Raw genomic sequence first — 25136 nt, 5'->3', positions numbered from 1 at the left:
CGCCGTCACCCCCGCCCTCCGACATCGCGTCACCCGGGGCCGGGGCTTGTCCTGGATCGCCACGTGCGCCAAGATCGCCCGCACCATGGGCAAGCGCGCACAGCCCCCGCTGTCGTCCCCCGGACTCGCCGACAGCCCGGTGCTGGACCGCATGTGCTCGCACTTCGTGCTGACACTGACGGTCCGCCACGCCAACCGCTTCAATCCCCGCCGAGACCTCAGCGGCCTGCTCGCGCTGACCGCGCGCCACCTGGTGTGGCCGCCCGCGGTCCTGACCCGGGTGCGTGTCTATCTGGCGCGGCGCTGCCAGGGCCATGCGCTCTGGGCCGGCCATGAGAAGCTGAGCGACGCCGCCTTCCTCGCCCGCCACGGACTCTGGCGCGGCCCCTTCGCCGAAGCCACCGTCTTCTTCTACCTCGACGAGTACATCAAGGACGCGCCCAAGGACCTGCTCGCGCTGCTGTCCTGCACCTGCGAGGCGCTGGATCGCCAGCTCCGGCGCCAGTCCACGCTGGTCGAGCAGAACATCGACATCCTCGGCCGCCTGCTGCAGCTCAACGCCGCCGAGCGCGCCCTGCTGCTCTACGGCACCCTGGCCCGCTACCAGCGCGAGCTGCGCGGCGCGCTGGTCGAGTTCAAGGTCAACACCGCCCAGGAGGCCTTCGCCGCGATCGCCGAGGTCGCGGGCGTCGACGCCCACGAGGTGGCCGAGGCGCTGCGCGCCGGCTCGCGGCTGGAGCGCGTCGGCATGGTGGAGAACCTGATCGCCGAGCACAACATCACCGACCTGTCCGACCTGATGAAGGTCAGCGAGCAGCTGCCCCCGGTGCTCATGCGCGCCTACGACGGCCCGCAGGACCTGATGGCCGTCTTCACCCGGCCCGTGTCGCCCAGCCCGCTGCAACGCGCCGATTTCGACTTCGTCGCCGAGGACTTCGAGCTGCTCGCGACCCTGCTGCGCAATGCCGTGTCGCAAGGCCTGCCCGGCGTGAACGTGCTGGTCTACGGCCCGCCGGGCACCGGCAAGACCGAGCTGGCCAAGGTCGTGGCCCGCGAGGCCGGCCTGTCGCTCTACGAGGTCGAGTACGCCGACCGCGAGGGCAACGCGCTGACCGGGCGCGACCGCTACCGCTCGCTGCAGATCAGCCAGGTCTTCCTGAAGGCCAGCCGCGACGTGGCCCTGCTGTTCGACGAGGTCGAGGACGTCTTCCCGCACCTGAGCGGCGACGCCGCCCACCTGATGGCGCGCCTGGACGCCGCGCTGGAGATGCCCGCGCCCATGGCCGTCAACGGGAAGGCCTGGGTCAACCAGATCCTGGAGAGCAACCCCGTCCCGGTGCTCTGGATCACCAACCGCATCGAGCACATCGACCCCGCCTTCCGGCGCCGCTTCCAGTACCACCTGGAGCTCAAGTCGCCGCCGCCCGGCGCGCGGCTGGGGTTGGTGCGCAAGGCGCTGGCGGAGCTCGACGTGCCCGAGGGCTTCGCCGAGCGCCTGTCCGAGCGCCGCGGCCTGACGCCCGCGCAGGTCCGCACCGCCGTCCGCTTCGCCCGCCTGGCCGCCGGGGCCGACAGCGACGCCGACGCCCATGAGCGCCTGGTCTGCCGCCAGCTCGCCCACGCGGACAAGGCGCTGGGCCAGGGCGACGAGCCGACCGCCGCGCGGCCCGCCGTCACCCGCTACGCGCTGGAGCTGATCCATTGCGAGTCGCGCTTCCCGCTGCCGCGCCTGATCGAGGCGCTGCGCCGCCGCGGCATGGGCACGCTGTGCTTCCATGGTCCGCCGGGGAGCGGCAAGACCGCGCTGGCCGAGCACATCGCCGCGGAGCTGCAGCGGCCGCTGATGGTGAAGCTCGCCAGCGACCTGATGTCCAAGTACGTCGGCGAGACCGAGCAGAACATGGCCCGCATGTTCGAGGCCGCCGCCGCGGAGAACGCCGTGCTGCTGCTGGACGAGGCCGACAGCTTCCTGCGCAGCCGCCGCATGGCCGAGCGCCATTACGAGGTGAGCGAGGTCAACGAGATGCTGGCCGGCATGGAGCGCTTCGCGGGCCTGTTCATCTGCACCACCAATGCCTTCGACGACCTGGACGAGGCGGCGCTGCGACGCTTCGGCTTCAAGATCCGCTTCAAGCCCTTGCGTCCGGACCAGCGCCGCCTGATGTTCGAGCGCGAGGTCGGCGCGCCGCCCGACGCCGCGGCCGCGGACCGGCTGGCCGCGCTGGACGCCCTCACCCCGGGCGACTTCGCCGCGGTGCGGCAACAGGCCGAGGTCCTGGGCGAGGCGCTGTCGCCGGACGAGTTCCTGATCCTGCTCGAGGCCGAGCACCGCGTGAAGCCGGACGTCCGCCAGCGCCGCCCGATGGGCTTCCGCGCGGGCGAGACCTGACCCGGGCGGCCACCCGTTCTGTGGCATCGTCCCGCCCATGCTGATCGCCGCCCTCCCCGCTCCCCTGGCCCGACGCGCGCTGCGCGCGTTCGGCGCCCTGCTGATCTCCTGGGGCCTGCTGGGTCCCGCGCTCGCCGCGCCGGCCGCGTCCTGCCCGCCGGAACCGGCCCCGCTCTCCGCCGAGAAGCTCCGCGCGCAGGCCCGCGACCGCGGCCTGATGTGGTCGCTGACGCGCGACGGCCGCACCTCCTACCTCTACGCCAGCCTGCACGTCGGCAAGCCGGCCTGGGCCGCGCCGGGACCGCGCCTGCTGGCGGCGCTGGACCGGGTGGACGCCGTCGCGCTGGAGCTCGACCCGCTGGACCGCGACGCCTGGCGGATGCCGCCCATGCCCGAGCTGCCGCTGGACGCCGCCACCCAGCGCCGGCTGGACACGCAGGCCGCCGCCGTCTGCCTGCCGCCACGGGCGCTGGCCAGCCTGCATCCGCTGCTGCAGACCAGCACCTACATGCTGCTGCGCGCCCGCGGCCTGGGGCTGGACGTGCGCTACGGCCAGGAGATGCTGCTGAGCCAGTGGGCGCGCGACCGCAAGCTGCCGGTGCTGGCGCTGGAGACGCTGCAGGGCCAGCTCGACGCGCTGCTGCCCGCCGATCCGGCGGCGGCCGGCAAGGAGCTGCAAGCCAACCTGCGCCAGCTGGAGCGCCCCAAGTCGCTGCTGCGCACGCTGGACCAGATGGTCACCGTCTGGGACCGGGGCGACCTCCAGCGGCTGGACCGCTATGCCGACTGGTGCGACTGCGTGTCCGACGCCAACGACCGCGCGACGCTGCAGCGGATCAACGACAGCCGCAACCCCCATCTGGCGGACCGGGTCTCGGAATTGCACCAGGCCGGGCAGACCCTGCTGGTGGCGGTGGGCGCCATGCACATGACCGGTCCCCATGCCTTGCCGGTGCTGTTGCGCCAACGCGGCTTCGAGGTAACCCTGATGCCGCGGTCGCCGTCGCGGTGACGGACTTGCGGCACACTGACCCGCTCTGAAGCCTCTCTCTCCGGAGCCCTGATCTTGGACGCCCTGCCGTCGTTTTTCCAACAGCTGTTCCTGGTCCCGCTGACCTTGCTGCCCATCATCAATCCCGTCGGCGTCGCGCCCATCGTCATCGGCGCGGCCGGGGGGGACGACAAGGTCCTCAAACGGCTGTCGCGCCAGGTGGCCATCAACGGCTGGGTCGTGATCATGGTGTCCTTGCTGGTGGGCACCTACGTGCTGGACATGTTCGGCATCTCGCTCCCGGTGGTGCGGGTGGGCGGCGGCCTGCTGGTGGCCTACAGCGCCTGGGTCATGCTGACCCGCAACGAGACCGACGACGTGCAGACCGCCGTCGCGCAGACCTCGTCCAGCGACCTGACCGAGGCCGAGATCGTGCGGCGCAGCTTCTTCCCGGTCACCTTCCCGCTGACCACGGGCCCGGGCTGCATCGCGGCGGCGATCGCACTGGGCGCGCAGATCCCGCGCTCCCCGATCCCCTACGTGATGGGCGCCGGCATCGCCGCGATCGGCGCGGCCTTCACCGCGGGCGTCGTCTACCTGGTCTACCGCAACGGCGGCCGGCTGCTGATGCGCATGGGCGACGTCGGCACGCTGGTCATGATGCGGCTGATGGCCTTCGTGCTGCTGTGCATCGGCATCCAGATCCTGTGGACCGGCTGGGCGGACCTGAACCACATCCCGGCCTGACACCCCGCTCCCCGCGGACCGCCTGGCGCGTCCGGGCCCGCGACGGCGCTTTCGACGAATGCGAGGAGACACCATGGCGGACACCGACTTCACCCGATTCGTCCCCGGCTTCGACTTCCTGCAAGGGCTGGTGAAGAACGCCGGGGCCGCGATCCCGGGCTTCAACCAGTGGGTCGCGCCGACGCTCAACCCGCAGGAGCTGGACAAGCGCATCGACGAGCTGCGCACCGTGCAGTTCTGGCTGGAGCAGAACGCCCGCATGCTCGCCGCCACCATCCAGGCCCTGGAGGTGCAGCGGATGACGCTGTCGACGCTGCATGCGATGAACGTGCCGATGGCCGACCTCAAGGAGGTGCTGAAGACGGCGATGCCGCAGCCGCCGGAGGCGTCGCCGCCACCGGCGCCGTGGCACGCGGAGAGGACGGCGGAGAGGGCGAAGGCCGCGGAAGACCCTCACCCCCACCCTCTCCCGCAAGCGGGCGAGGGGGCCACCCCGGGCCCCGGCAGCGAGTCGGGCTCGGCATGGGGCAAGGCCGCGGGCGGTACGTCGGACAAGGCAGCGAGCGATGCTTCGGGCAAGACGCCGGGCCAGGCATCTGCAGCCGAGGCGGGCGGGACGTCGGACGGCGCCAAGCCTGCCGGAGCCGATCCGATGCAGTGGTGGAACGCCCTCACCCAGCAATTCACCCAGGTCGCGGCCAACGCGATGAAGACCGCACAGACCGCGGCCGCGGCGACCAGCGCGGCCACGGCCGCCGCCACGGCCCATGCCGCCCCGCCCAAGCCGGCAGCCCGCACCGCCGCCAAGACCTCCTCCGGCGCGGCACCCAAAGCAGCCGGGAAGTCCACCGGGGCCACCCGCTCCGGCGGATCGCCCGGGTCCACGGGATCGACCGGCGGCGCCCGGGCCAAGCCGGCCGCGAAGGCCACCGGCGCCAAGACGACATCGACGCGCAAGCCAGCCGCCCCGCGCAAATCCTCCTGAGCCTCCCGCAGTCCCCCCGAGGGCCGTACATGCCTCGCTTCATCCAGGCTCACGCCACCCATCCCGATCCCCACATGGCGCTGGCCCTGGCCGGCGCCCAGCTGGAAGGCCAGCGCGCCGGCATGACGCCGACGCTGGGCTTCCTGTACGTCACCGCCGCCTATGTCGCGCAGGCCCAGGCTCTGCTGGACGAGGTCCGCCAGCGCTGGCCCGGCTGCGGCTGGGTGGGCGCGTCGGCGCTCGCGGTCAGCGCGGCGGGCGTCGAGTACTTCGACGAGCCGGCGCTGGTCGTGATGCTCTGCGACCTGCCCGCGGACCAGTGGCGGATCTTCTCCGGCCGCCAGCCGCTGCCCCACGACTGCGACGCGCGCAGCCTGATGCTGCATGCCGACGGCGCCACGCCCGACCTGCAGGAGCTGGTGGGCGAGCTGGCCCAGCGCTGCAGCAGCGGCTACCTGTTCGGCGGCCTGGTCAGCGGCGGTCCCGGCGCGGTGCAGTTCGCCGACGGGGTCTTCGAGGGCGGACTCTCCGGGCTGTCGCTGGGCTCCGACGTCCGGTGGATCTCGCGCGTCAGCCAGGGCTGCCAGCCGCTGGGCCGCGAGCGCCGCGTCACCGCCTGCGACGGGCCGCTGGTCACCGGGCTGGACGGGCAGCCCGCGCTCGACGCGCTGCTCGAGGATCTGAAGCTGCCGGCCTACACCGGCGAGTCGTCCTCGCTGCGGCAGGCGATGCCGCTGTTCCGCAAGACCCTGGTCGGCCTGAACGACGAGCCCGGCGCGCGCCGCGAGTACGGTCCCGAGGTGCGCGTGCGCCACCTGGTCGGCCTGGATCCGACGCGCCGCGGCGTGGCGGTGGCCGAGCAGGTCCGCGAGGGCGAACTGCTGAGCTTCTGCGAGCGGCATCCCGACGCCGCGCGGCGCGACCTGGTGCGCATCTGCACCGAGATCCGCGCCGAGGCCGAGGAGCTGGGCACCCGCATGGCGGGCGCGCTCTACATCAGCTGCACCGGCCGCGGCGGTCCGCACTTCGGCGCGCCGTCGGCGGAGCTGCAATGGGTGCAGCACGCGCTGGGCGACGTGCCGCTGGCCGGCTTCTTCGCCAACGGCGAGATCGCCCATGCGCGGGTGCACGGCTACACCGGCGTGCTGACGGTCTTCCTGGCGTCCTGACGGTGCGCCGCCGCGTGCCGCGCCTGCGCGATCCGTCGCAGCCGCCGAGTCGCGAGGCGCCGGGGTGGCCGCTCCAGTGATTCCGACCTGCCGCGCAGGGCAGTCCTGCCCGGGCGTTCAGGACGAGGTCAGCCCCCGGGGCTACAGTTCGACGCCATGACAGCCGCGCTCCCCACCTCCGATCCCCGCGCTTCCGGCGATCCCGGCGGTCCGCCGTCCGGCCCCCGCGCGGGCGGCGCGGAGGAGCTGATCGCCTACCGCGCGCGGCGCCGGGCGGCGCTGGTCGACGCGCTGCGCACCGTGCTGCCCGCCCACGCGATGCTGTGGCAGGACGAGCAGACCCGCCCCTACGAATGCGACGGCCTGACCGCGTACCGCGAGCGGCCGCTGGCCGTCGCGCTGCCGGAGACCGAGGCCCAGGTCGCCGGTGTGCTCAAGGCCTGCCATGCGCTGGGCGTCCCCGTGGTGGCGCGCGGCGCGGGCACCGGCCTGTCCGGCGGCGCGATGCCGCATGCCGAGGGCCTGACCCTGGCGCTGGCCAAGTTCAACCGCATCGTCGCGATCGATCCGCAGGCGCGGACCGCGCGCGTGCAGTGCGGCGTGCGCAACCTGGCGATCTCGGAGGCGGCCGCGGCGCACGGGCTCTACTACGCGCCCGACCCCAGCAGCCAGATCGCCTGCACCATCGGCGGCAACGTGGCGGAGAACTCCGGCGGCGTGCACTGCCTGAAGTACGGCCTGACGCTGCACAACGTGCTCCAGGTGCGCGGCTTCACCGTCGAGGGCGAACCGGTGACCTTCGGTTCCGAGGCCCTGGACGCGGCGGGGCTGGACCTGTTGAGCGTCGTGATCGGCAGCGAGGGCATGCTGGCGGTGATCACCGAGGTCGTCGTCAAGCTCACGCCCAAGCCGCAGCTGGCGCGCTGCATCATGGCCAGCTTCGACGACCTGCGCCGCGCCGGCGACGCGGTGGCGGCGATCATCGCCGCCGGCATCATCCCGGCCGGTCTGGAGATGATGGACAAGCCCATGACCGCGGCGGTCGAGGACTTCGTCCACGCCGGCTACGACCTGGAGGCCGAGGCCATCCTGCTGTGCGAGAGCGATGGCACGCCGGAGGAGGTCGAGGAGGAGATCGCGCGCATGAGCGCGGTGCTGCGCGCCAGCGGCGCGACCGGCATCGAGGTCAGCGAGGACGAGGCGCAGCGCCTGCGCTTCTGGAGCGGCCGCAAGAACGCGTTCCCGGCCTCGGGCCGCATCAGCCCGGACTACATGTGCATGGACTCGACCATCCCGCGCAAGCGCCTGGCCGACATCCTGCTGGCCATCCAGGAGATGGAGAAGAAGTACCAGCTGCGCTGCGCCAACGTCTTCCACGCGGGCGACGGCAACCTGCATCCGCTGATCCTGTTCGACGCGAACGACCCCGACCAGCTGCACCGCTGCGAGCGCTTCGGCGCCGACATCCTGGAGACCAGCGTCGCCATGGGCGGCACGGTGACGGGGGAGCACGGCGTCGGCGTCGAGAAGCTCAACAGCATGTGCGTGCAGTTCTCGCCCGAGGAGCGCGAGCAGATGCTGGCCCTGAAGCGCGCCTTCGACCCGCAAGGGCTGCTGAACCCCGGCAAGGTCATCCCCACGCTGCAGCGCTGCGCCGAGTACGGCCGCATGCACGTGAGGCGAGGCGCGCTGGCCTTCCCTGAACTGGAGCGATTCTGATGACGGTGCAAGCAGAGGAGACCCTGGGCGCGGACCTGCCGCGGCTGGACGCGGCGCAGTCCGCGGCCCTGCGCGAGCTCCAGGCCCGCATCCGCGAGGGCGGGCCGCTGCGCATCGTCGGCCACGGCAGCAAGGACTTCTACGGCGGTCCGCTGACGCCGCCCGGCGCGGCCGGACCGCTGCCGGAGCTGTCGACGACGGCGCTCAGCGGCGTGCTGGCCTACGAGCCCAGCGAGCTCTACCTCACCGCGCTGGCGGGCACCCCGCTGGCGGAGGTCGAGGCGCTGCTCGCCGCGCACGGACAACAGCTGGCCTTCGAGCCGCCGCGCTTCGTGGGCGCCGCGTCCGGCGGCGCGGGGACCGTGGGCGGCATGGTGGCGACCGGGCTCTCCGGCCCGGCGCGCGCGACCGCGGGCGCGGTGCGCGATCACGTGCTCGGCCTGTCCCTGCTCAACGGCCGCGCCGAGCTGCTGCACTTCGGCGGCACGGTCATGAAGAACGTGGCGGGCTACGACGTCTCGCGGCTGATGGCCGGCGCGCTGGGCGTGCTGGGCCTGATCACGCAGGTGACGCTCAAGGTGCTGCCGATCCCGGTGGCCTCCGCGACCTTGCGCTTCGAGTCCGCGCAGGACGAGGCGCTGGTCCGCATGAACGGCTGGGGCGGGCAGCCGCTGCCGGTGTCGGCGACGGCCTGGTGGGACGGCGCGCTGGTGCTGCGGCTGTCCGGCGCCGAGGCCGCGGTCGTGTCGGCGATGCGGCGGCTGGGCGGCGACGTGATCCCGGAGGACATGGCGGCGCCCTTCTGGCGTGGCCTGCGGGATCAGAGCGACGAGTTCTTCCTCGGCGCCCGTCGGGCGGTGCACGGCGGCGCGTCGATGTGGCGCATCGCCGTGCCGGCGACGACGCCCGCCATGGCCCTGCACGGCGAGCAGCTGATCGAGTGGGGCGGCGCGCAGCGCTGGGTCGTCACGCCGATGGCGCCGGCGCAGCTGCGCGAGCTGGTCGCCGCGGCCGGCGGCCACGCGACCCAGTTCTACGCGAACGACAAGTCGGCCGGCGCCTTCTCCCCGCTGGGGCCGCAGCTCACGCGCATCCACCATTCGCTCAAGCAGCAGTTCGATCCGACGGGAATGTTCAACCCGGGCCGGCTGTATCCGGACCTCTGAGCCCGGCCCCTGCCGCCCGCCGATCGACCTCCGCCGACCGCCAGCCCCACGATGCAAACCCACCTCGCCCCCGAGTTCCAAGGCACCCCGGAAGGGAGTGCCGCCGAGGCGATCCTGCGCCGCTGCGTGCACTGCGGTTTCTGCACCGCCACCTGCCCCACCTACCAACTCCTGGGCGACGAGCTCGACGGCCCGCGTGGCCGCATCTACCTGATCAAGCAGGTGCTGGAGGGCGAGCCCCCGACCGCCGCGACCCAGCAGCACCTGGACCGCTGCCTGACCTGCCGCAACTGCGAGAGCACCTGCCCGTCGGGCGTCCAGTACGGGCAGCTGGTGGAGATCGGCCGGCAGGTGGTCGAGACCAAGGTCGAGCGCCCGCGCGAGGAGCGCCTCAAGCGCTGGTTGCTGAAGGAGGGCCTCACCTCGCCCCTGTTCAAGCCCGCGCTGCGGCTGGGCCAGGCGCTGCGGCCGCTGGTGCCGGGCGCGCTCAAGGACAAGGTGCCGCCGCGCCCCGATGCGCGCGCCCACCAGTGGCCGCAGCGCGCGCATCCGCGCAAGGTGCTGATGCTGCTGGGCTGCGTGCAGCCCGCGATGATGCCCAACATCAACGCGGCGACCGCCCGCGTGCTGGACGCCGCCGGCGTGCAGACCCTGGTCGGCGACGAGGCCGGCTGCTGCGGCGCGATCCGCGCGCACCTGAACGACCACCACGGCGGCCTGGACGATGCGCGCCGCAACATCGACGCCTGGTGGCCCATGGTCGACGGGCATGGCACGCAGGTCGAGGCCATCGTGATGAACGCCTCCGGCTGCGGCGTGCAGGTCAAGGACTACGGCCGGCTGCTGGCGCACGACCCCGACTATGCGGACAAGGCCCGCCGCGTCTCCGCGCTCACCCGAGACCTGAGCGAATTCCTGCCCGCGCTCGCCCCGGCGCTGCGCGCCCGGCTCGGCCAGGGCGGCGCCCGGCCGACGCTGGCCTACCACCCGCCCTGCACGCTCCAGCACGGGCAGCAGCTGCGCGGCGGCGTCGAGAGCCTCATGCGCGAGCTGGGCTTCCCGATCGCCGTCGCGCCCAGCGAGAGCCACCTGTGCTGCGGCTCGGCGGGCACCTACTCGGTGCTGCAGCCGGTGCTGTCCAAGCAGCTGCGCGAGCGCAAGCTCGAGGCGCTGGCGCCGCTGCGGGCCGACGCCATCGTCTCGGCCAACATCGGCTGCATCCAGCATCTGCAGGCCGGCACCGCCACCCCGGTGCGTCACTGGATCGAGGTGCTGGACGAGGCGCTCGGACAGTGAGCCGGCCCGGCCGCGGCGACGCCGGGCCAGGTCTTGATCCGCGTCAATCCGGCCCCGAACCGACGGCAAGTCGTCGCTTTCTCGCGTCAGACCGCGCTCAAACCCTTCCCACTTGAGGAGGAGTTCTCACACCAATCGCCCGCCTCGGGCAAACCCGGGCATGCCCATTACCTGCGGCCTCCACAATCGCCTCCCATAACAGGAGGGGAGCGCGCAAGCGATCCAACCAGAAAGCAAGGCAGGCCGGTCATCGCGTGATGACCGGCCTTTCTTCATTGGGGCCGCGCCGGCGCCCTCCTGGGGTGAACCCTGAGGCCCGGACGGGCCATTCGGAACACCAGTGCGCTGAGCGTCGCGCGCGCGGCCTGGCGGCGCGTCATGCGCCCGAAAGAGGCCCCGTCCGAGCGGGGCGACAGAGATACTCCGCTGTCACATCCCCTTCACGACGCTTCCGCGCGAAGCCTCCCCGCCATGACCATGACCCGTCGCACCTGGCTGCTGGTGCCCGTGCTGGCCGCGCTGGCCGCCTGCGCCAACACCTCGGCTCCGTCCTCGAGCACCGCCGGCGCCGCATCCGCGACGCCCGGCTCGACGCCGGCCGTCACGCCCTTCGCCGCCGCCAAGCCGCCCAAGCTGATCGTCTTCATGGTGGTGGACGGCCTGCCGATCCGCCAGGTGCTGGGCTACCGCGACCAGTTGCAGCCCGACGGCTTCAAGCGCTTCCTCGATCGCGGCGCGTGGTTCGCCAACGCCTATTACGGTCACGGCTACACGGTCACCGCGGCGGGTCACTCCATCATGCTGAGCGGCGCCTATCCGGAACGCAGCGGCATCATCGGCAACGAGTGGCGCGATCCGATGACCGGCGCGCCGCAGTACAACACCGCCGATCCGCGCTATCACTACATCGGCAACAAGACCGAGCCGCTGGCCGGCACCAGCCCCGAGAACTACAAGGTCGAGACCGTCGGCGACGTGCTGCGCACCCTGCAGCCCGGGTCCAAGATGATCGGCATCTCGGGCAAGGACCGCGGCGCGATCCTGCCCTCCGGCCACAAGGGCACGGCCTACATGTTCATGGGCAGCTCGGGCCAGTTCGCGTCGAGCACCTATTACATGGACAAGCACCCGGCCTGGGTGGACGCCTTCAACGCCGGCAAGCCCGCCGACCAGTTCTTCGGCAAGACCTGGGCGCCGATGCTGCCCGAGTCCGCCTACGCGCGCAGCGTGCCGGACGGCCAGCCCTGGCAGGCCAACAGCGGCAACGGCAACAAGCTGCCCGCCGTGCTGGGCGCCGGCATGGACGGCCCGGGCCCGCGCTTCTACGGGAACATCCTGCCCTCGCCCTTCGGCGACGAACTGACCCTGGCCTTCGCGCGCGCCGCGGTCGAGGGCGAGCAGCTGGGCGCGGACGACCAGACCGACATCCTGTCGGTGAGCCTGTCCAGCCACGATTACATCAACCACGCCTTCGGGCCGGAGTCGCGCCTCTCGCACGACCACTTCCTCCACCTGGACGCCTACCTGCAGGACTGGTTCAAGTATCTGGACGCCAAGGTCGGCCGTGACAACTACGTCGCCGTGCTGACCGCCGACCACGGCTTCACCGACACGCCCGAATGGGCGAAGTCGCAAGGCCGCGACGCGGGCCGCATCGTGCCGGCGCAGGCGGTGGGCTTCGTCAACGCGGGCCTGGCCAGGCAGTTCGGCGAGGGCCGCTGGGTGATCGGCATGTCCGGCACCGGCTTCATCTTCGACGAGCCGCTGATCCAGCAGCGCGGCCTGAAGCAGGACGAGGTCTACGAGGCCGCGAAGGCGCTGGTCGTGCAGGTCGACGGCGTGCAGACCGCGTTCACGCGCGCGCAGCTGGCCGGCACCGACACCACGACGCCTAACCTCGCGCAGATGCGCCACTCCTGGTACCCGGGCATCGCCGCGCCGCTGCAGGTGATCCCGAAGCCGGGCTGGATGTTCGGTTCGCGCGTGATGGGCACGACGCATGGCAGCCCCTACGAGAACGACACCCACGTCCCGCTGCTGACCTGGGGCCCGAAGTGGGTCGGCCAGGGCCGCATCGAGCAGCGCGTCGAGATCATCGACCTGGCGCCCACGCTGTCGGCGATCCTGCACGTCCCCGCGCCCCGCCAGGCCCAGGGCAAGCTGCTGCCGCTGCCGGCGAAGTAAGCCGGGCCACGCCACCCGAACGGCGGATCCCGCCGTTCGCCCCACCCAGAGCCCACCCGCCCAGGGTGGATAGCCTCCGGCCACACGACTCCGTTAGGCTCTGCGGTCTCGCAGAAGTGACAGGGAGTCCGCCGTGTTCAGGTGGTTTGAAAAGCTCGTCGATCCGTTCCCGCAAAGCCCGGCGCCGCAACCGCCCGCCGGCTTCTTCGCCTTCATCTGGGCCGGCTCCCAGGGGATGCGCGGGCTGATCCTGATCCTGACCTTCCTGACCGCCGCGATCGGCGCCTTCGAGGCCCTGCTGTTCTCGATGCTGGGCTCGATCGTCGACTGGCTGGCCAAGGTGCCGCCCGCGCAGTGGTGGTCCACGCAGGAGGACAAGCTGCTGATGCTGGCGGGCGTGCTGCTGGCGAGTCCGCTGCTCATCGCCATCCAGGCGATGTGCAAGTACCAGGGCCTGTCGAGCAACTTCCCGATGCGCCTGCGGTGGAACTTCCACCGCCATCTGCTGGCGCAGAGCATGAGCTTCTACCAGGACGAGTTCGCCGGCCGCGTCTCGGCCAAGCTGATGCAGACGGCGTTGGCGGTGCGCGAGTGCTGGATGATCGTCGTCGACATCCTGGTCTTCATCACGATCTATTTCCTGACCATGCTGGGCGTGGTCGGCAGCTTCGACGCCAAGCTGCTGCTCCCCTTCCTGGGCTGGCTGGCCTGCTACGTCGTGGCGCTGACCTTCTTCGTCCCGCGACTGGGCAAGGCCGCCGCGCAGCAGGCGGACGCGCGCAGCCTGATGACGGGCCGCATCACCGACGCCTACACCAACATCAGCACGGTCAAGCTGTTCTCGCACTCCAACCGCGAGGCCGGCTTCGCGCGCGGCGCGATGCAGGACTTCCTGGGCACCGCCTACCGGCAGATGCGCCTGATCAGCGGCTTCGAGATCGTCAACCACGCGCTCTCCATGGGCCTGATCGCCAGCACCGCCGGCATGACGCTGTGGCTCTGGACCCAGGGCGAGGTCGGCGCCGGCGCGGTCGCCGCGGCCACGGCGATGGCGCTGCGCCTGAACGGCATCTCGCACTGGATCATGTGGGAGATGGCCAGCCTGTTCGAGAACATCGGCACGGTGCAGGACGGTATCACCACGCTGTCGCGCACCATCGCCATCCAGGACGCGCCCGAGGCCGCGCGGCTGGAGGTCAGCCGTGGCGAGGTCCGCTTCGAGCAGGTGGACTTCAGCTACGGCGGCCGCAAGACCGTGCTGCACGACCTGACCCTGACCATCCGCCCCGGCGAGAAGATCGGCGTGGTGGGCCGCTCCGGCGCGGGCAAGTCCACGCTGGTCAACCTGCTGCTGCGCTTCCACGACATCGACAAGGGCCGGGTGCTGATCGACGGCCAGGACATCGCCCGGGTCACCCAGGACAGCCTGCGCTCGCAGGTCGGCATGGTCACGCAGGACACCAGCCTGCTGCACCGCTCGGTGCGGGACAACCTGATGTACGGCCGGCCCGAGGCCAGCGAGGACCAGATGCGCGCCGCCGCCGAGCGCGCCGAGGCCCAGGACTTCATCGACGGCCTGACCGATCCCAAGGGCCGCCAGGGCTACGACGCCCACGTCGGCGAACGCGGCGTGAAGCTGTCCGGCGGCCAGCGCCAGCGCATCGCCATCGCGCGGGTCATGCTCAAGGACGCGCCCATCCTGCTGCTGGACGAGGCGACCAGCGCGCTGGACTCCGAGGTCGAGGCCGCCATCCAGCGCAGCCTGTACCGGCTGATGGAGGGCAAGACCGTGGTGGCGATCGCGCACCGCCTGTCCACGATCGCGGCCATGGACCGGCTGATCGTGATGGACCAGGGCCGCATCGTCGAGCAGGGCGACCACGCCTCGCTGCTGGCGCAGGGCGGCCTGTACGCCAAGCTGTGGGCGCACCAGAGCGGGGGCTTCCTGGTCGAGGACGACCAGGACGAGACCGATGCCGATGCGCCAGACCCCGGCGAGGCCGCGGCGAGGCGCCGGCGCAACACGGAGGGGTCGGCGGATCGCGACTTCGTTCACGACGAGGCCGAATGAGCCATCGATGAACCGGCATCCGGCGACATGCCGGTTTCACGATGCCTTGATCTCATTGCGCGGCAACGGTTTCAACGTAAGCCGGCGCTGACTTATCCACCGTTTGATGGACGCCGCACGCCACCCGTTCAAGGGGTTGGGCGGGCTTTGCGGGGGCAGGCTTGTATGGAACACTGCGCTCGCAGGTCGGACAAGTTCCGATCGGCATGAGCGTCCGCCCTATTTCCGGGCCCATGCACCACGAAAGCTGAGTTTATGGATCACAGCAGCGACACCTCCCAGCAGCCCTCGGCCACCCCGACGCCCGTCGCCGGAGCCGTTGTCTCGCAGCGCCGTCGCCGCTTCATCCAGGCGGGCGTGGTGCCCGTCGGCCTGACGCTGGCCAGCCGCCCGGTCATGGCCTGGCACTGCAACACGACCTCGGCCTGGGGTTCCGCGGTGCTGCGCAACGGCGGCGCCAGCGTGCAGGCGCGCGCCGACAACGCCGTGCTGAGCAACACCGAGTGCTGGACCATCTCGAACTGGGTCGGCAACACGGTGCGCAGCCAGGTGTCGAGCTCGGCGCCCTGGTCCTTCGTCGCGGCCTACTGGTTCAGCGGCAAGTCCTACAGCTACTGCAAGAACAACCTGACCGTCGCCAAGGTGTACCCGGGCGGCCTGAAGAACGTGTCCCCGACCGCCAAGGTCGCCGACCTGTTCGCCCAGAGCTCGTCGAGCTACGCCACGATGATGCTGGTGGCCCGCCTGAACACGCTGTTCGCCGGCCACAACGTCGCGCAGTGCGTGGTTTCGTCCACCGGCGAGGACATGCTGATCAAGATGGCCTCGCAAGGCCCGAACGTGTTCAAGCCGAACAACTCGAGCGGCGCCGCCTGGACCTCGACCGACTTCTACAACTACCTCAAAGACAACTGGCTCATTTCCTGATGACCAGTCCGGCGTGGCGCTGTCCGCACCCGCTGTCCGACGTGCTGCTCGCCTGGGAGGGTGAGCAGCACGCTGTCTTTTTCGACCCCGTCGCCGGGGACACCCACCTGATCGCCGCGCTCGGCGCGCAGCTGGCCGAATGGCTGGCCGCCGAGCCGCTGACCCGCGCGCAGCTGCTGGCGCGCCTGGCCACCGAGGTCGAGTGGGACGAGCCCCCCGCGCCCGACGCGCTGGCCGAGCTGCTGGACCTGCACCTGCAGCGCCTGGCCGACATCCACCTGCTGACCCGGGAGCCCGTGGCTTGAAGCTCCAGGCGCTCAGTTCCGGCGGCTTGCGCGAGCGGCTTCGTGGCGACGGCGTCACGCTGAAGCTGGCGCCCTTCGTCGTGCGCGTGCGCTCCGACATCCCGCACCTGGCCGACGACATCGCCGCGATGTACGAGGACTTCGAGCTCGCCGCCGAGGACGAGTTCGTCGACTTCCACGTCGCCGTGCTGCGCAGCCCCCACTGGTTGAGCCGCCTGCGCGGCCGCGCGGAGTTCTGGTTCGACGGCCAGCGCTCGTTCACGCCGCTGCCCGCGGCCCAGGCGCTGGCGATGCTCGAATGGGGCATCAACTGGTGCATCGCCGCGCATGCCCACCAGTTCCTGCTGATCCACGCCGCGGTGCTGGAGCGCGACGGGCGCGCGCTGGTGATGCCGGCGCCGCCGGGCTCGGGCAAGAGCACCCTGTGCGCCGCGCTGGCGCACCGCGGCTGGCGCCTGCTGTCCGACGAGCTCGGTCTGCTGGACATGACGACCGGCCTGATCCACGGGATGGCGCGGCCGATCAATCTCAAGAACGCCTCGATCCCGCTGATCCAGGGCTTCCTGCCCGAGGCGCGCTTCAGCGCGTCCATGCCCAACACGACCAAGGGCACGGTGGCGCTGGTACGCGCGCCCGACGACGCGATCGCCGCGCGGCTGCGACCCGCGCGGCCGGCCTGGGTCGTGCTGCCCAGCTGGCGGGCGGACGCGCCGGCCCAGCTCGCGCCGATCGAGCGCGCCCGCGCCTTCATGGACCTGGCGGAACAGTCCTTCAATTACGACCTGCACGGCCGCGCCGGCTTCCAGGCGCTGGGCCGGCTGGTGGACGCCTGCGGCTGCTACCGCTTCGAGTACAGCCGACTGGACGAGGCGCTCGCGCTGTTCGAGGCCCTGGCCGCGTCGCCGGCCGGCGAGGCCGCCGCCCCCGGCCTGTCCGGCCGCCCCGCGACCTCGGGAGCCCCGGCATGAGCGCGCCCCGCCACGCCCCCGGCCATCCCTTCGGCGAGGACCGGCGCCGGCCGCTGCTGGTGCGCGTGCTGCTGAGGCCGGCGATCGCCGTCGGGCTGAGCCTGACCGACTGGGACCTGCTGCTGCGCCAGGCGCGGCGCGCCAACCTCGCCGGTCGGCTGGCCCACGAGATGGCGGCCGGCGGCTGGCTCGACGAGCTGCCGGCGCCGGTGCAGCCGCACCTGCGCTCCGCGCTGCTGCTGTCGCGGCGACAGAGCCAGATGCTGGGCCGCGAGGTCGAGCTGCTGGCGGCCACGCTGTCGGAGCTGCCCGGCCCGATGATCCTGCTCAAGGGCGCAGCCTACGCGCTGGGCGGCCACGCGCCAGCGCCGGGCCGCATGTTCAGCGACATCGACCTGCTGATCCCGCCCGCGCAGCTGCCGCGCTGCGAGACCGCGCTGCTGGTGCACGGCTGGGCTTTCGACGACGAACTGGACGCCTACGACCAGCGCTACTACCGCGAGTGGATGCACGAGCTGCCGCCGTTGCACCACATCCGCCGCGGCACCTCGCTGGACGTCCACCACACGCTGCTGCCGCCGACCGCGCGCACGCCGCTGGACAGCCAGCGCCTGTTCGACGCCCCGCGCCCGCTGCCGGGCCGGCCGGGCGTGTTCGTGCTGCCGCCCGAGGACATGCTGCTGCACAGCGCCGCGCACCTCTTCCACGAGGGCGAGTTGCCCAACGGCCTGCGTGACCTGTTCGACCTGGATGCGCTGCTGCGCGAGTTCGGCACGCTCGACGGCTTCTGGCCCCGGCTGACCGCCCGCGCCCGCGCGATCGGTCTGACACGGCCGCTGTGGCTGGCGCTGCGCTACACCCGCGCGATGCTGGACACGCCCTACCCCGACACACTGCCGGACGAGCTGGGCCCGCCGCCGGGGCCGCTGGCGCGCCGGCTGCTCGACGCCTGCTACCGCCGCGCGCTGCGTCCCGCGCACGAGAGCTGCCGCCTGCCGGGCCACGCGCTGGCGGAGCTCGGCCTGTACGTGCGCTCGCACTGGCTGCGCATGCCCTTCGGGCTGCTGGCGCTGCACCTGGGCCGCAAGGCCTGGGGCCGCCTGACCGCGCCCCCGCCGTCGCCGGACACCCGCACCGGCGCCCCGGACGCCAAGCCACCCGCGCAGGGCTGAACGGGACGCCGGCCTGCTGGGGGCCATGCGCCATGCCGCGGGTGTACGGCGGGTGCGCTCCTTGCCGCGATGGCGCGGGGCCATCGCTTATGCTCCCTCCCCATGAACCGACCCAAGCCTTTCTCCATGATCCGCGAGTTCCATCTGGCGGACTGGTTCACCCTGGGCAACGCCTTCTGCGGGGTGGGCGCGCTGTTCTCCGTGATGACCTACCTGCAGACCGGGCTGGTGCTGCACCTGTACTACGCCTGCGCGCTGATCCCCGCCGCGCTGGTCTTCGACGTGCTGGACGGCCGCATCGCGCGCTGGCGCCAGAAGAGCTCGGCCATGGGCCGGGAACTGGACTCGCTGGCGGACGTGATCTCCTTCGGCGTCGCGCCGGCGGTGATCGCCTACGGCTGCGGCATGCAGGGCCTGTGGGACCGGGTGGTGCTGGGCTTCTTCGTCGCGGCCGGCGTGTCGCGACTGGCCCGCTACAACATCACCGCCGAGGAACTGAGCGCCGGCACCGGCAAGGTGAGCTACTTCGAGGGCACGCCCATCCCGACCTCGCTGCTGCTGGTGATCATCCTGTGGGTGGCGGCGTGGCAAGGCGCGACCGGCGCCGCGCTGTGGGGGGGCGAGCTCAAGCTGCTGGGCTTCACGCTGCATCCGCTGGTGCTGATGTTCGCGATCTCCGGATCGCTCATGATCAGCCGCATCCGAATCCCGAAGCTGTAAGGCTCGCAAGCCCCCATGAAAAAGGCCACCCTCGGGTGGCCTTGTCGTTGCTGGAGGCGCCGGTCAGTGGCGGCCGCCGGCGATCCGGTTGCTGCGGGCGGCGAGCTTCTGGAGCGAGAGCGCGACCGCGTCGGCGCCCGCCTCGCGCACGCCCAGCGCGGTGGCGCGGGGCGCCTCGGACGCGGTCACCGGGCAGCTGCCGGTGAGGCGGTACTGCATGGCCGCGGCGAGCATGCGCTCGCCCGTGTCGCCCAGCGCGTGGTCCAGGTCGTCCGTCACGCGGCAGCCCTTGACGCCGGTCGCGCCGGTGCCGGCCGGGACGAAGCCGTCGGCATAGTCGCCGAAGCCCTTGTTGTTGGCGCCGACGAACTCGATCGGGAAGTAGCTGTAGCCGCAGTTGTCCTTGGCCGTGAAGCCGTAGGGCTTGCCACAGGTCGTGCCGCCGATCAGCACCACGTCGATGTCCACGCCGCGCAGGCCGTTGATCAGCGCCTCGCTCGCGGAGCAGGTGCCGCTCTGCGCGAGGATGAACACCCGCTTGAGGTTCAGCGCCGGCAGCGGCTGCTGCGAGGTGCAGTTGTTCCCCACCAGCACGCAGGACTGGTTGTAGAACGGCGTGCGCGCGTCGCTGCTGTTGGTCTCGGCGCTGCGCAGGCTGTTGTAGCGCAGCTGCTCGAAGGTCTTGCCCGAGGTGGGCGCGCTGCCCGCGATCATGTAGGCCAGCTCGCTGGCGATGAACAGGTAGCCGCCGCCGTTGTAGCGCAGGTCCACGACCAGGTCGGTGACGCCGGCGGTGCTGAAGTTGCGCACCGCGCTGATCAGCTGCGCCTCGGCCGGGGCGATGTGGTCGTTGAAGACCATGTAGCCCACGCGCGCGCCGTCGGCGCCGGTCAGCACCTGGCTGGTCGGCACCGGCGTCTTGGTGACGTTGGCGCTGGCCAGCGAGACCGAGCGCGACCCGCCGCCGTTGGGCGTGAACACGAAGTTGTGGTTCTGGCCCAGGGCGCCGGGATACAGCGCCGCGTTCAGCGCCGCGACGCCGGCCGAGTCACCCGCGTCGGCGGCCGTCCCGTCGGCCGTCACCAGCGTGTCGCCGCGCTGCACGCCGGCATTGGCGGCGACGCTGCCCGGCTCGACATAGGCCACGCGGATGTTGCGCGGCGGCGTCGGCGAGGCCATGGTCCATTCGATGCCGTAGCCCAGCGCCACGCCGCCGGACGACAACGCATTCCATTCGCGGGTGCTCATCACGAAGCTGAACTGGTCGCGCGGCTTGCCGCTGGACGTCAGGGCCGTGGACTTGAGCGCCTTGAAGTAGTTCTCGAGCGCCACGCCCACGTCGCTGCCGCTGTAGGCGGCGGCGGTCGCGTCGACCGTGGGCACCTCCTCGCGCCACAGATAAGCCTCGTCCATGTAGGAGCGGACCCAGCTCTTCTCCGTCGTGAGGCTGGCGGTGCGCAGGTTGGGCGCGGCCTCGGTGTTGCCCGCGGCGCACTGCTGCGCGAAGGTGGAACTGGGCTGCAGGGCCGCGTTGCCGCCGCCGATGATGATCGTCCCGCCGCCGGTGCTGGGGGCGGTGCCGCCGAGGACGGGCGTCCCGCCCTGGCTGCCGCCACCGCCGCAGGCCTGCAGCAACATCGCCCCGACCGCGCCGGCCACCGCCAGACGCGCCTTCCGCTGGATGGCGGATCGATTCATCGCAACTCCCTCTTCCGGGTCATCCGACCCCTGGTCTTGTAGCGCCGGCGACATGGCTCGACACCAGCCGGCAATCTTTCGAGGCGGAGTTATAGCGGGAAACCGGGGACAAGGCGCGGGTCAGCGCAGCGCTTCCGCCTTCAGAGTGACCGGCGCCACACCTTCGCCGCTGACGGACACCCGCCATCCGAACCAACCGGCCAGCCAACCCGACGGGCGCGGCAGGTCCAGGGTCTGGCCGGGGATGAGCCAGTGATCGTCCGGCCAGCCGGCGCGGGTGATCCAGGCGCGACCGCCCTCGACGCTCAGGCGGGCGGGGCCCCGCAGGCGCAAGGTCACGGGGCTGCCGTCGGCGGGCAGGGCGAGCTCGGGCGTCGCGGCGGGCGAGCGGGCGAGCAGGTGGCGCTGGGCGCGGCGGGGGTGGAACTGCGGTTTCATGTGCTCACGATAAAAATCGCGGCTGTGGCGCGCCATCCACAGGCGCCGACCGGCCTCACCCGCACAGCCCTCGCCCGCGCGCGGCCTGTGCTGGCCGGCTTCCCGCTGATCTGTATCGGTTACCGCGGGGTGACAACACACAGAATCAGCGCATGGACTCGCCGCTGCTGCCGCTGTATATGCAACTCGCCGATCGGATGGCGCGGTCGGTGCGGGCCGGCACCCTCAAGCGCGGCGATCGGCTGCCTTCGGTCCGGGAACTGGCCAGCCAGCACGGCGTGTCGCTGTCCACCGCTGTCCAGGCCTACCGATGGCTGGAGGACGCCCGGCTGATCGAGGCCCGGCCGCGCTCGGGCTACTTCGTCGCGGCACGTCCGCCACGGCTGCCGGAGCCGCAGGTCTCGCGGCCCGACACCGCCTCGCGCATGGTGCAGCTGGACCAGTTGGGCGCGCAGGTGATGGCGCTGTCGCACGACCCGGATTTCGTCTCCTTCGGCGCGGCCTGTCCGGGACCGGAGCTCTTCGACCAGGACCGCGTGCGCCGCGCGATGGCGCGCGCCGTGATGCGCCACCGCGACCTGCTGTGCACCTATCCCATCGGCCCCGGGATGGAGGAGACGCGGCGCGCCGTCGCGCGCCATGCGCTGGGGCTGGGTTGCGTGCTCAATCCGGACCAGGTCGTCATGACCAACAGCGCGCTGGAGGCCATCAGCCTGTGCCTGCGCACCGTGTGCAAGCCGGGCGACGTGGTGGCGCTGGAATCGCCCACGTACTACGGCTTCCTCGAGATCCTGCAGAGCCTGCACCTGCGCGCGCTGGAGATCCCCACGCATCCGCGCCACGGCATGTCGCTGGACGCGCTGCAGCTGGCCTTCGAGACGCAGCAGGTCAAGGCGGTGCTGTCGGTGCCGACGCTGTCCAATCCCTTGGGCGCCTGCATGCCGGTGCCGGAGCGGCGCCGGCTGGCGGCGATGCTGTCGCGGCACGACGTGGCGCTGGTCGAGGACGTGCTCTACAACGACCTCGCCGAGCAGGAGGACAAGCGCCGCGCGGTGAAGTCCTTCGACACGACGGGGCACGTGATGATCTGCGGCTCGTTCTCCAAGACCATCGCGCCGGGGTTGCGCATGGGCTGGGTGGAGGCGGGCCGTTGGGGACCGACCTTGCGCCAGATGAAGGCGGTGCAGTCGGGCGCGCAGACCAGCGTGCTGGAGCTGGCGCTGGCCGACCTGCTGACGCAGGCGGGCGGTGGCGCGGCGCTGAGGAACCTGCGCGCGACCATCGCCACCCGCGTGGACCAGGCGCGCCAGCTGATCGCCGAGAGCTTCCCCAAGGGCACGCGCGTGTCGGATCCGGCGGGCGGCTTCATCCTGTGGGTCGAGCTGCCGGAGTCGCTGGACGCGGCGCAGCTCTACGAGGCCTGCCTCGCGGAGAACATCGTCATCGCGCCGGGGCTGATGTTCTCGGCGAGCCCGCGGTTCAGGCACTGCGTGCGCCTGGGCGTCGGCGGCAAGTGGGGCCCGGAGCATCCGCGCGCGTTGCGCCGGATCGGCTCGCTCGCGAAGGCCCTGCTGGCGACTCCCCGGGATGGGGAGCTCGCCGCCTGACGGGCGGGGCGGCCGCGGCCAACCGGCCGGGCAGGTCGGACCTCAGCCCTGAAGCCATTCGTCGCCGGAAGCCAGTCCCTTGAGCGTCTTCAAGCGCGCGATGGCGGCCTCGTCGCCGAGCAATCGCCAGCGCCACCAATCCGTCGACACCGCCTTGATGAGCGCCTCGTGATGCGGGGCCAGCTTCTCCGGCGGCCCCTCGCGGCGCCGGCCGAGCAGTCGCTGCGCGAATCCCGCGCCCGCCTCGCCACCGCCCCCGAAGCTCATGTGATCGGCGCCCTCCAGCCAGAGCATGGCCTTGGCGCCCGCCGGCAGCGTGTCGTAGACCACGCGGCGGTACTGGCCGTCGCGCTCCTGGCCGATGGGGTTGCCGTCGAGGCTGCCGGTCAGGCACAGCATCGGCCGCGTGATGCCCTTGATGCCGCCGGGAAAGTGCCCCGCCGACGGACTGAAGGCCGCGAAGGCCTTGAAGTGGGATTCCGACAGGTCCGGCGCGCTGCGCAGCTGGTAGTCGCGGCCGGCGACCGCCAGCGTGGTCTGCGCGCCGAAGGAATGGCCCGACATGCCCAGGGCATCGACCTTCACCCGCGCCCAGGGCGTGGCCGCGTCCTTCTGGCGCTTGAGCAGCTGCTCGACGGCGAACTGCACGTCGTGGCCGCGATCGACCAGTTGCTCGACGCTCGCCGCCGCCTTCACCGCCTGCAGCCCTTCGCGCCAGATCGCGCGGTCGCTGCCCGCGTGCTGCAGATGCAGCGTCGCGATGCCGGCCTCGGCCCACGCCTGGCCCCATTCGGTCCCGCCGTCCAGGCTGCCGCCCAGACCATGCGAGAACACCACCAACGCCACCGGTCGGTCGCCCTCGGGCAAGCGCAGGCGCCAGGGGATGTCGCGCAGCCGGGTCTGGTCGCGCCAGACGCCTTGCGACACCTCCGGCGATCCGCCTTGCGATCGGGTGGGTCCGGCCGCTGGCGCAGGGCCTTTCGAAGCGCCGGGCGAGACGCCGGCCGGCGTGCCGCCCGGTGGCGTGTCCTTCGCGCGGGCGGGCAGGCTGAGGCCGAGCCCGGCGCCGGCAGCGGCCGTCGCGGAGGCCAGCGAGAACAGGGAGGCGCGCTTCAGGAGCGCGCGGCGGGTGGAGTCGTCGGATCGCAGGGTCATGTCGACGAGGCGGGCAGATGCCGTTCCTGCCCGGGCGCTACGGGTTTGAGACGCAGGGCCCAGCATACGCCGCCGACCAGCAGCAGCACGCCCGCCACCGCGAGCCCCGACGGCCAGCCGCCGCGGTGCAGCTGGGCGTAGACCAGCGCGGCCAGGGTCTCGAACACGATCAGCTGGCCGACCAGCGTGGTGGGCAGGCGCTGGCTGGCCTCGTTCCAGCACAGCGTGCCCAGCCAGGAGGCGAACAGGCCGACGGCCATCATCAGCCCGGCATAGGCCCAGAAGCGCGGTCCGGTCGGGAAGTCGAAGCCAGTCGGCAGCAGCGGCAGGCCCGCCGCCTGCGACAGCGCCACCACGCCGAAGGCCAGCAGCGCCATCGGCAGCGTCACCAGGCCCTGCGCGGTGGCCCAGGCGCGGGGACTGCGGTCGGCATGGGCGCGCAGCCAGTCGGCATTGCGGATCGGATACCAGGTCCAGCAGGCCAGCGCCACGATCGCGAGCCCGGCGCCCTGGAGATAGCGGCCCATCGCCTGGGGCGCGACCCCGGCCTGCTCGACCTGGTTGACGCAGGCGATGCCGGCGGCGATCAGCAGCAGGGCCGGCGCCAGGTCGCGCCAGCGGTAGTGGCCGTCGCGCGCCGCGTTGCGGCGGTTGGAGCAGATCGCGATCACCACGGGCAGCGTGCCGATGATCATCGTGGGCAGCGGACCGCCGGCGCGTTGGATGGCCGCGGCCAGCGTCAGGTAGTAGAGGAAGTTGCCGATCGCGCTGAGCTTGACCGCGTCCGTCCAGTCCTGGCGGCTGAGGCGCTTGAGCTCGCGCCGGTCGATCAGGGCCAGCGGCACGGCCAGCAGGCCGAAGGCCAGGTAGCGGCCGGCCACCAGCATGGCGGCCGGGTACTCGGGCAGCAGCAGGGGCGTGACGAAGACCAGGCCCCACATGAGGCCGGCGGCGAGCGCGAACAGGAATCCGGACAGCATGCGGCAGTGTCGCGCCGCGTCAGCCCCGGGGTCTTGTACCGAGTTGCTGCTGGTAGCGCGCCGGGGTGACGCCGTAGCGGCGCGCGAAGCTGCGCGTCAGGTGCGACTGGTCGGTCAGTCCGACGGCCGCGGCGACCTGCGCGGGCGCCTGACCCGCGGCCAGCTGGCGTTTGGCCTCGTGCAGCCGCAATGCCATCAGCGCCTGCTGCGGCGTGGCGTGGTGCTGCGCCTTGAAGCTGCGCAGGAAGTGGAAGGGGCTGAGGCCGGCGACGGCGGCCAGGCGCTCGGTGTCCAGCGACTCGTCGAGATGGGCCCGCATGTAGTCCAGCACCGGCGCGAAGCGCGGGGCCGCGCCGTCGCGCAGCGTGGGCGCGCGATGCGCATGGCGGCTCAGGCCCTGGACCAGCTCCAGCAGCGCGCTGTCGAAGGCCAGCGGCTCGCGCGCCCGC

21 protein-coding genes are annotated in these 25136 nt (G+C 72.0%); 16 read left to right on the top strand and 5 right to left on the bottom strand.

The window, feature by feature from the left end; translation table 11 throughout:
* Positions 1-85: 85 nt before the first annotated feature.
* The 15 genes from MCHT01_RS15875 to pssA all read left to right on the top strand — a co-directional run bounded on the left by MCHT01_RS15875 (position 86) and on the right by pssA (position 18809).
* On the top strand, positions 86-2389 hold the full coding sequence (locus tag MCHT01_RS15875; RefSeq protein ID WP_067066550.1) for an ATP-binding protein: 2304 nt from the start codon (positions 86-88) through the stop codon (positions 2387-2389).
* 37 nt (positions 2390-2426) lie between these two features.
* A complete protein-coding gene (locus tag MCHT01_RS15870) occupies positions 2427-3401 on the top strand; it encodes a TraB/GumN family protein (RefSeq protein WP_067066324.1) in 975 nt (324 codons plus the stop codon).
* A gap of 54 nt (positions 3402-3455) precedes the next feature.
* Positions 3456-4127 carry a MarC family protein gene (locus MCHT01_RS15865; protein WP_245643340.1) on the top strand — a complete coding sequence of 224 codons (672 nt, stop codon included), beginning with the start codon at positions 3456-3458 and terminating at the stop codon, positions 4125-4127.
* 73 nt (positions 4128-4200) lie between these two features.
* Complete coding sequence (locus MCHT01_RS27840) at positions 4201-5112, top strand: PhaM family polyhydroxyalkanoate granule multifunctional regulatory protein (protein WP_174549061.1); 912 nt, start codon at positions 4201-4203, stop codon at positions 5110-5112.
* A gap of 29 nt (positions 5113-5141) precedes the next feature.
* On the top strand, positions 5142-6281 hold the full coding sequence (locus MCHT01_RS15855) for an FIST signal transduction protein (RefSeq protein ID WP_067066320.1): 1140 nt from the start codon (positions 5142-5144) through the stop codon (positions 6279-6281).
* A 156-nt stretch (positions 6282-6437) separates the two neighbouring features.
* Positions 6438-8000, top strand: coding sequence for an FAD-linked oxidase C-terminal domain-containing protein (locus MCHT01_RS15850; RefSeq protein WP_084452764.1), 1563 nt, complete (start codon positions 6438-6440; stop codon positions 7998-8000).
* Positions 8000-9166, top strand: coding sequence for a glycolate oxidase subunit GlcE (glcE, locus tag MCHT01_RS15845; RefSeq protein WP_174549060.1), 1167 nt, complete (start codon positions 8000-8002; stop codon positions 9164-9166). Before MCHT01_RS15850 ends, glcE begins: the two co-directional genes overlap by 1 nt.
* Positions 9167-9217: 51 nt before the next feature.
* Positions 9218-10462, top strand: a complete 1245-nt coding sequence (glcF, locus tag MCHT01_RS15840) for a glycolate oxidase subunit GlcF (RefSeq protein WP_067066319.1) — start codon at positions 9218-9220, stop codon at positions 10460-10462.
* A 471-nt stretch (positions 10463-10933) separates the two neighbouring features.
* Positions 10934-12646: an alkaline phosphatase family protein gene (locus MCHT01_RS15835; protein WP_067066317.1), complete on the top strand. Its 1713-nt coding sequence runs from the start codon at positions 10934-10936 to the stop codon at positions 12644-12646.
* Between the two features lie 133 nt (positions 12647-12779).
* Positions 12780-14717, top strand: a complete 1938-nt coding sequence (locus tag MCHT01_RS15830) for an ABC transporter ATP-binding protein (protein ID WP_067066316.1) — start codon at positions 12780-12782, stop codon at positions 14715-14717.
* A gap of 255 nt (positions 14718-14972) precedes the next feature.
* Positions 14973-15644 carry a hypothetical protein gene (locus tag MCHT01_RS15825; protein WP_067066314.1) on the top strand — a complete coding sequence of 224 codons (672 nt, stop codon included), beginning with the start codon at positions 14973-14975 and terminating at the stop codon, positions 15642-15644.
* Positions 15644-15949, top strand: coding sequence for an HPr-rel-A system PqqD family peptide chaperone (locus MCHT01_RS15820; protein WP_067066313.1), 306 nt, complete (start codon positions 15644-15646; stop codon positions 15947-15949). Before MCHT01_RS15825 ends, MCHT01_RS15820 begins: the two co-directional genes overlap by 1 nt.
* Positions 15946-16917, top strand: coding sequence for an HprK-related kinase A (locus tag MCHT01_RS15815; RefSeq protein WP_067066312.1), 972 nt, complete (start codon positions 15946-15948; stop codon positions 16915-16917). Before MCHT01_RS15820 ends, MCHT01_RS15815 begins: the two co-directional genes overlap by 4 nt.
* Positions 16914-18089, top strand: coding sequence for a nucleotidyltransferase domain-containing protein (locus tag MCHT01_RS15810; RefSeq protein WP_084452763.1), 1176 nt, complete (start codon positions 16914-16916; stop codon positions 18087-18089). Before MCHT01_RS15815 ends, MCHT01_RS15810 begins: the two co-directional genes overlap by 4 nt.
* A 102-nt stretch (positions 18090-18191) precedes the next feature.
* Positions 18192-18809: a CDP-diacylglycerol--serine O-phosphatidyltransferase gene (gene pssA / locus MCHT01_RS15805; protein ID WP_067066311.1), complete on the top strand. Its 618-nt coding sequence runs from the start codon at positions 18192-18194 to the stop codon at positions 18807-18809.
* Positions 18810-18872: 63 nt separating this feature from the next.
* On the opposite strand, the gene MCHT01_RS15800 is transcribed toward pssA, so the two are convergent.
* Both MCHT01_RS15800 and MCHT01_RS15795 read right to left on the bottom strand, forming a co-directional pair.
* Positions 18873-20507: a S41 family peptidase gene (locus MCHT01_RS15800; protein WP_067066310.1), complete on the bottom strand. Its 1635-nt coding sequence runs from the start codon at positions 20505-20507 to the stop codon at positions 18873-18875.
* Positions 20508-20627: 120 nt separating this feature from the next.
* On the bottom strand, positions 20628-20945 hold the full coding sequence (locus MCHT01_RS15795) for a DUF2917 domain-containing protein (RefSeq protein WP_067066309.1): 318 nt from the start codon (positions 20943-20945) through the stop codon (positions 20628-20630).
* A gap of 152 nt (positions 20946-21097) precedes the next feature.
* On the opposite strand from MCHT01_RS15795, the gene MCHT01_RS15790 reads away from it, so the two are divergent.
* Positions 21098-22552: an aminotransferase-like domain-containing protein gene (locus MCHT01_RS15790; RefSeq protein WP_067066308.1), complete on the top strand. Its 1455-nt coding sequence runs from the start codon at positions 21098-21100 to the stop codon at positions 22550-22552.
* A gap of 42 nt (positions 22553-22594) precedes the next feature.
* On the opposite strand, the gene MCHT01_RS15785 is transcribed toward MCHT01_RS15790, so the two are convergent.
* The 3 genes from MCHT01_RS15785 to MCHT01_RS15775 form a co-directional block, all read right to left on the bottom strand.
* Positions 22595-23707: an alpha/beta hydrolase family protein gene (locus tag MCHT01_RS15785; RefSeq protein WP_067066307.1), complete on the bottom strand. Its 1113-nt coding sequence runs from the start codon at positions 23705-23707 to the stop codon at positions 22595-22597.
* The gene (locus MCHT01_RS15780; RefSeq protein WP_067066306.1) at positions 23704-24687 is read right to left on the bottom strand and encodes a DMT family transporter; all 984 of its coding nucleotides are present in this window, start codon (positions 24685-24687) and stop codon (positions 23704-23706) included. The genes MCHT01_RS15785 and MCHT01_RS15780 overlap by 4 nt, the downstream gene beginning before the upstream one ends.
* Positions 24688-24706: 19 nt before the next feature.
* Positions 24707-25136: helix-turn-helix domain-containing protein (locus MCHT01_RS15775; protein WP_148661559.1), on the bottom strand; the 430-nt coding region annotated here is incomplete at its 5' end.

It is taken from the genome of Mitsuaria chitosanitabida ATCC BAA-476 = NBRC 102408, from assembly GCF_001598255.1.
GTDB lineage: Bacteria > Pseudomonadota > Gammaproteobacteria > Burkholderiales > Burkholderiaceae_C > Roseateles > Roseateles chitosanitabidus.
This window is presented reverse-complemented; position numbering and strand designations above follow the sequence as displayed.

Excerpts from the sequence above, each read along its gene's own strand:
- MCHT01_RS15870 (WP_067066324.1), top strand. The coding sequence starts at position 2,427 with ATGCTGATCGCCGCCCTCCCCGCTCCCCTGGCCCGACGCGCGCTGCGC.
- MCHT01_RS15790 (WP_067066308.1), top strand. The coding sequence starts at position 21,098 with ATGGACTCGCCGCTGCTGCCGCTGTATATGCAACTCGCCGATCGGATG.
- MCHT01_RS15855 (WP_067066320.1), top strand. The coding sequence starts at position 5,142 with ATGCCTCGCTTCATCCAGGCTCACGCCACCCATCCCGATCCCCACATG.
- MCHT01_RS15820 (WP_067066313.1), top strand. The coding sequence starts at position 15,644 with ATGACCAGTCCGGCGTGGCGCTGTCCGCACCCGCTGTCCGACGTGCTG.
- MCHT01_RS15875 (WP_067066550.1), top strand. The coding sequence starts at position 86 with ATGGGCAAGCGCGCACAGCCCCCGCTGTCGTCCCCCGGACTCGCCGAC.
- MCHT01_RS15850 (WP_084452764.1), top strand. The coding sequence starts at position 6,438 with ATGACAGCCGCGCTCCCCACCTCCGATCCCCGCGCTTCCGGCGATCCC.
- MCHT01_RS15825 (WP_067066314.1), top strand. The coding sequence starts at position 14,973 with ATGGATCACAGCAGCGACACCTCCCAGCAGCCCTCGGCCACCCCGACG.
- pssA (WP_067066311.1), top strand. The coding sequence starts at position 18,192 with ATGAACCGACCCAAGCCTTTCTCCATGATCCGCGAGTTCCATCTGGCG.
- MCHT01_RS15795 (WP_067066309.1), bottom strand. The coding sequence starts at position 20,945 with ATGAAACCGCAGTTCCACCCCCGCCGCGCCCAGCGCCACCTGCTCGCC.
- MCHT01_RS15835 (WP_067066317.1), top strand. The coding sequence starts at position 10,934 with ATGACCATGACCCGTCGCACCTGGCTGCTGGTGCCCGTGCTGGCCGCG.
- glcE (WP_174549060.1), top strand. The coding sequence starts at position 8,000 with ATGACGGTGCAAGCAGAGGAGACCCTGGGCGCGGACCTGCCGCGGCTG.
- MCHT01_RS15785 (WP_067066307.1), bottom strand. The coding sequence starts at position 23,707 with ATGACCCTGCGATCCGACGACTCCACCCGCCGCGCGCTCCTGAAGCGC.
- glcF (WP_067066319.1), top strand. The coding sequence starts at position 9,218 with ATGCAAACCCACCTCGCCCCCGAGTTCCAAGGCACCCCGGAAGGGAGT.
- MCHT01_RS15810 (WP_084452763.1), top strand. The coding sequence starts at position 16,914 with ATGAGCGCGCCCCGCCACGCCCCCGGCCATCCCTTCGGCGAGGACCGG.
- MCHT01_RS27840 (WP_174549061.1), top strand. The coding sequence starts at position 4,201 with ATGGCGGACACCGACTTCACCCGATTCGTCCCCGGCTTCGACTTCCTG.
- MCHT01_RS15780 (WP_067066306.1), bottom strand. The coding sequence starts at position 24,687 with ATGCTGTCCGGATTCCTGTTCGCGCTCGCCGCCGGCCTCATGTGGGGC.
- MCHT01_RS15800 (WP_067066310.1), bottom strand. The coding sequence starts at position 20,507 with ATGAATCGATCCGCCATCCAGCGGAAGGCGCGTCTGGCGGTGGCCGGC.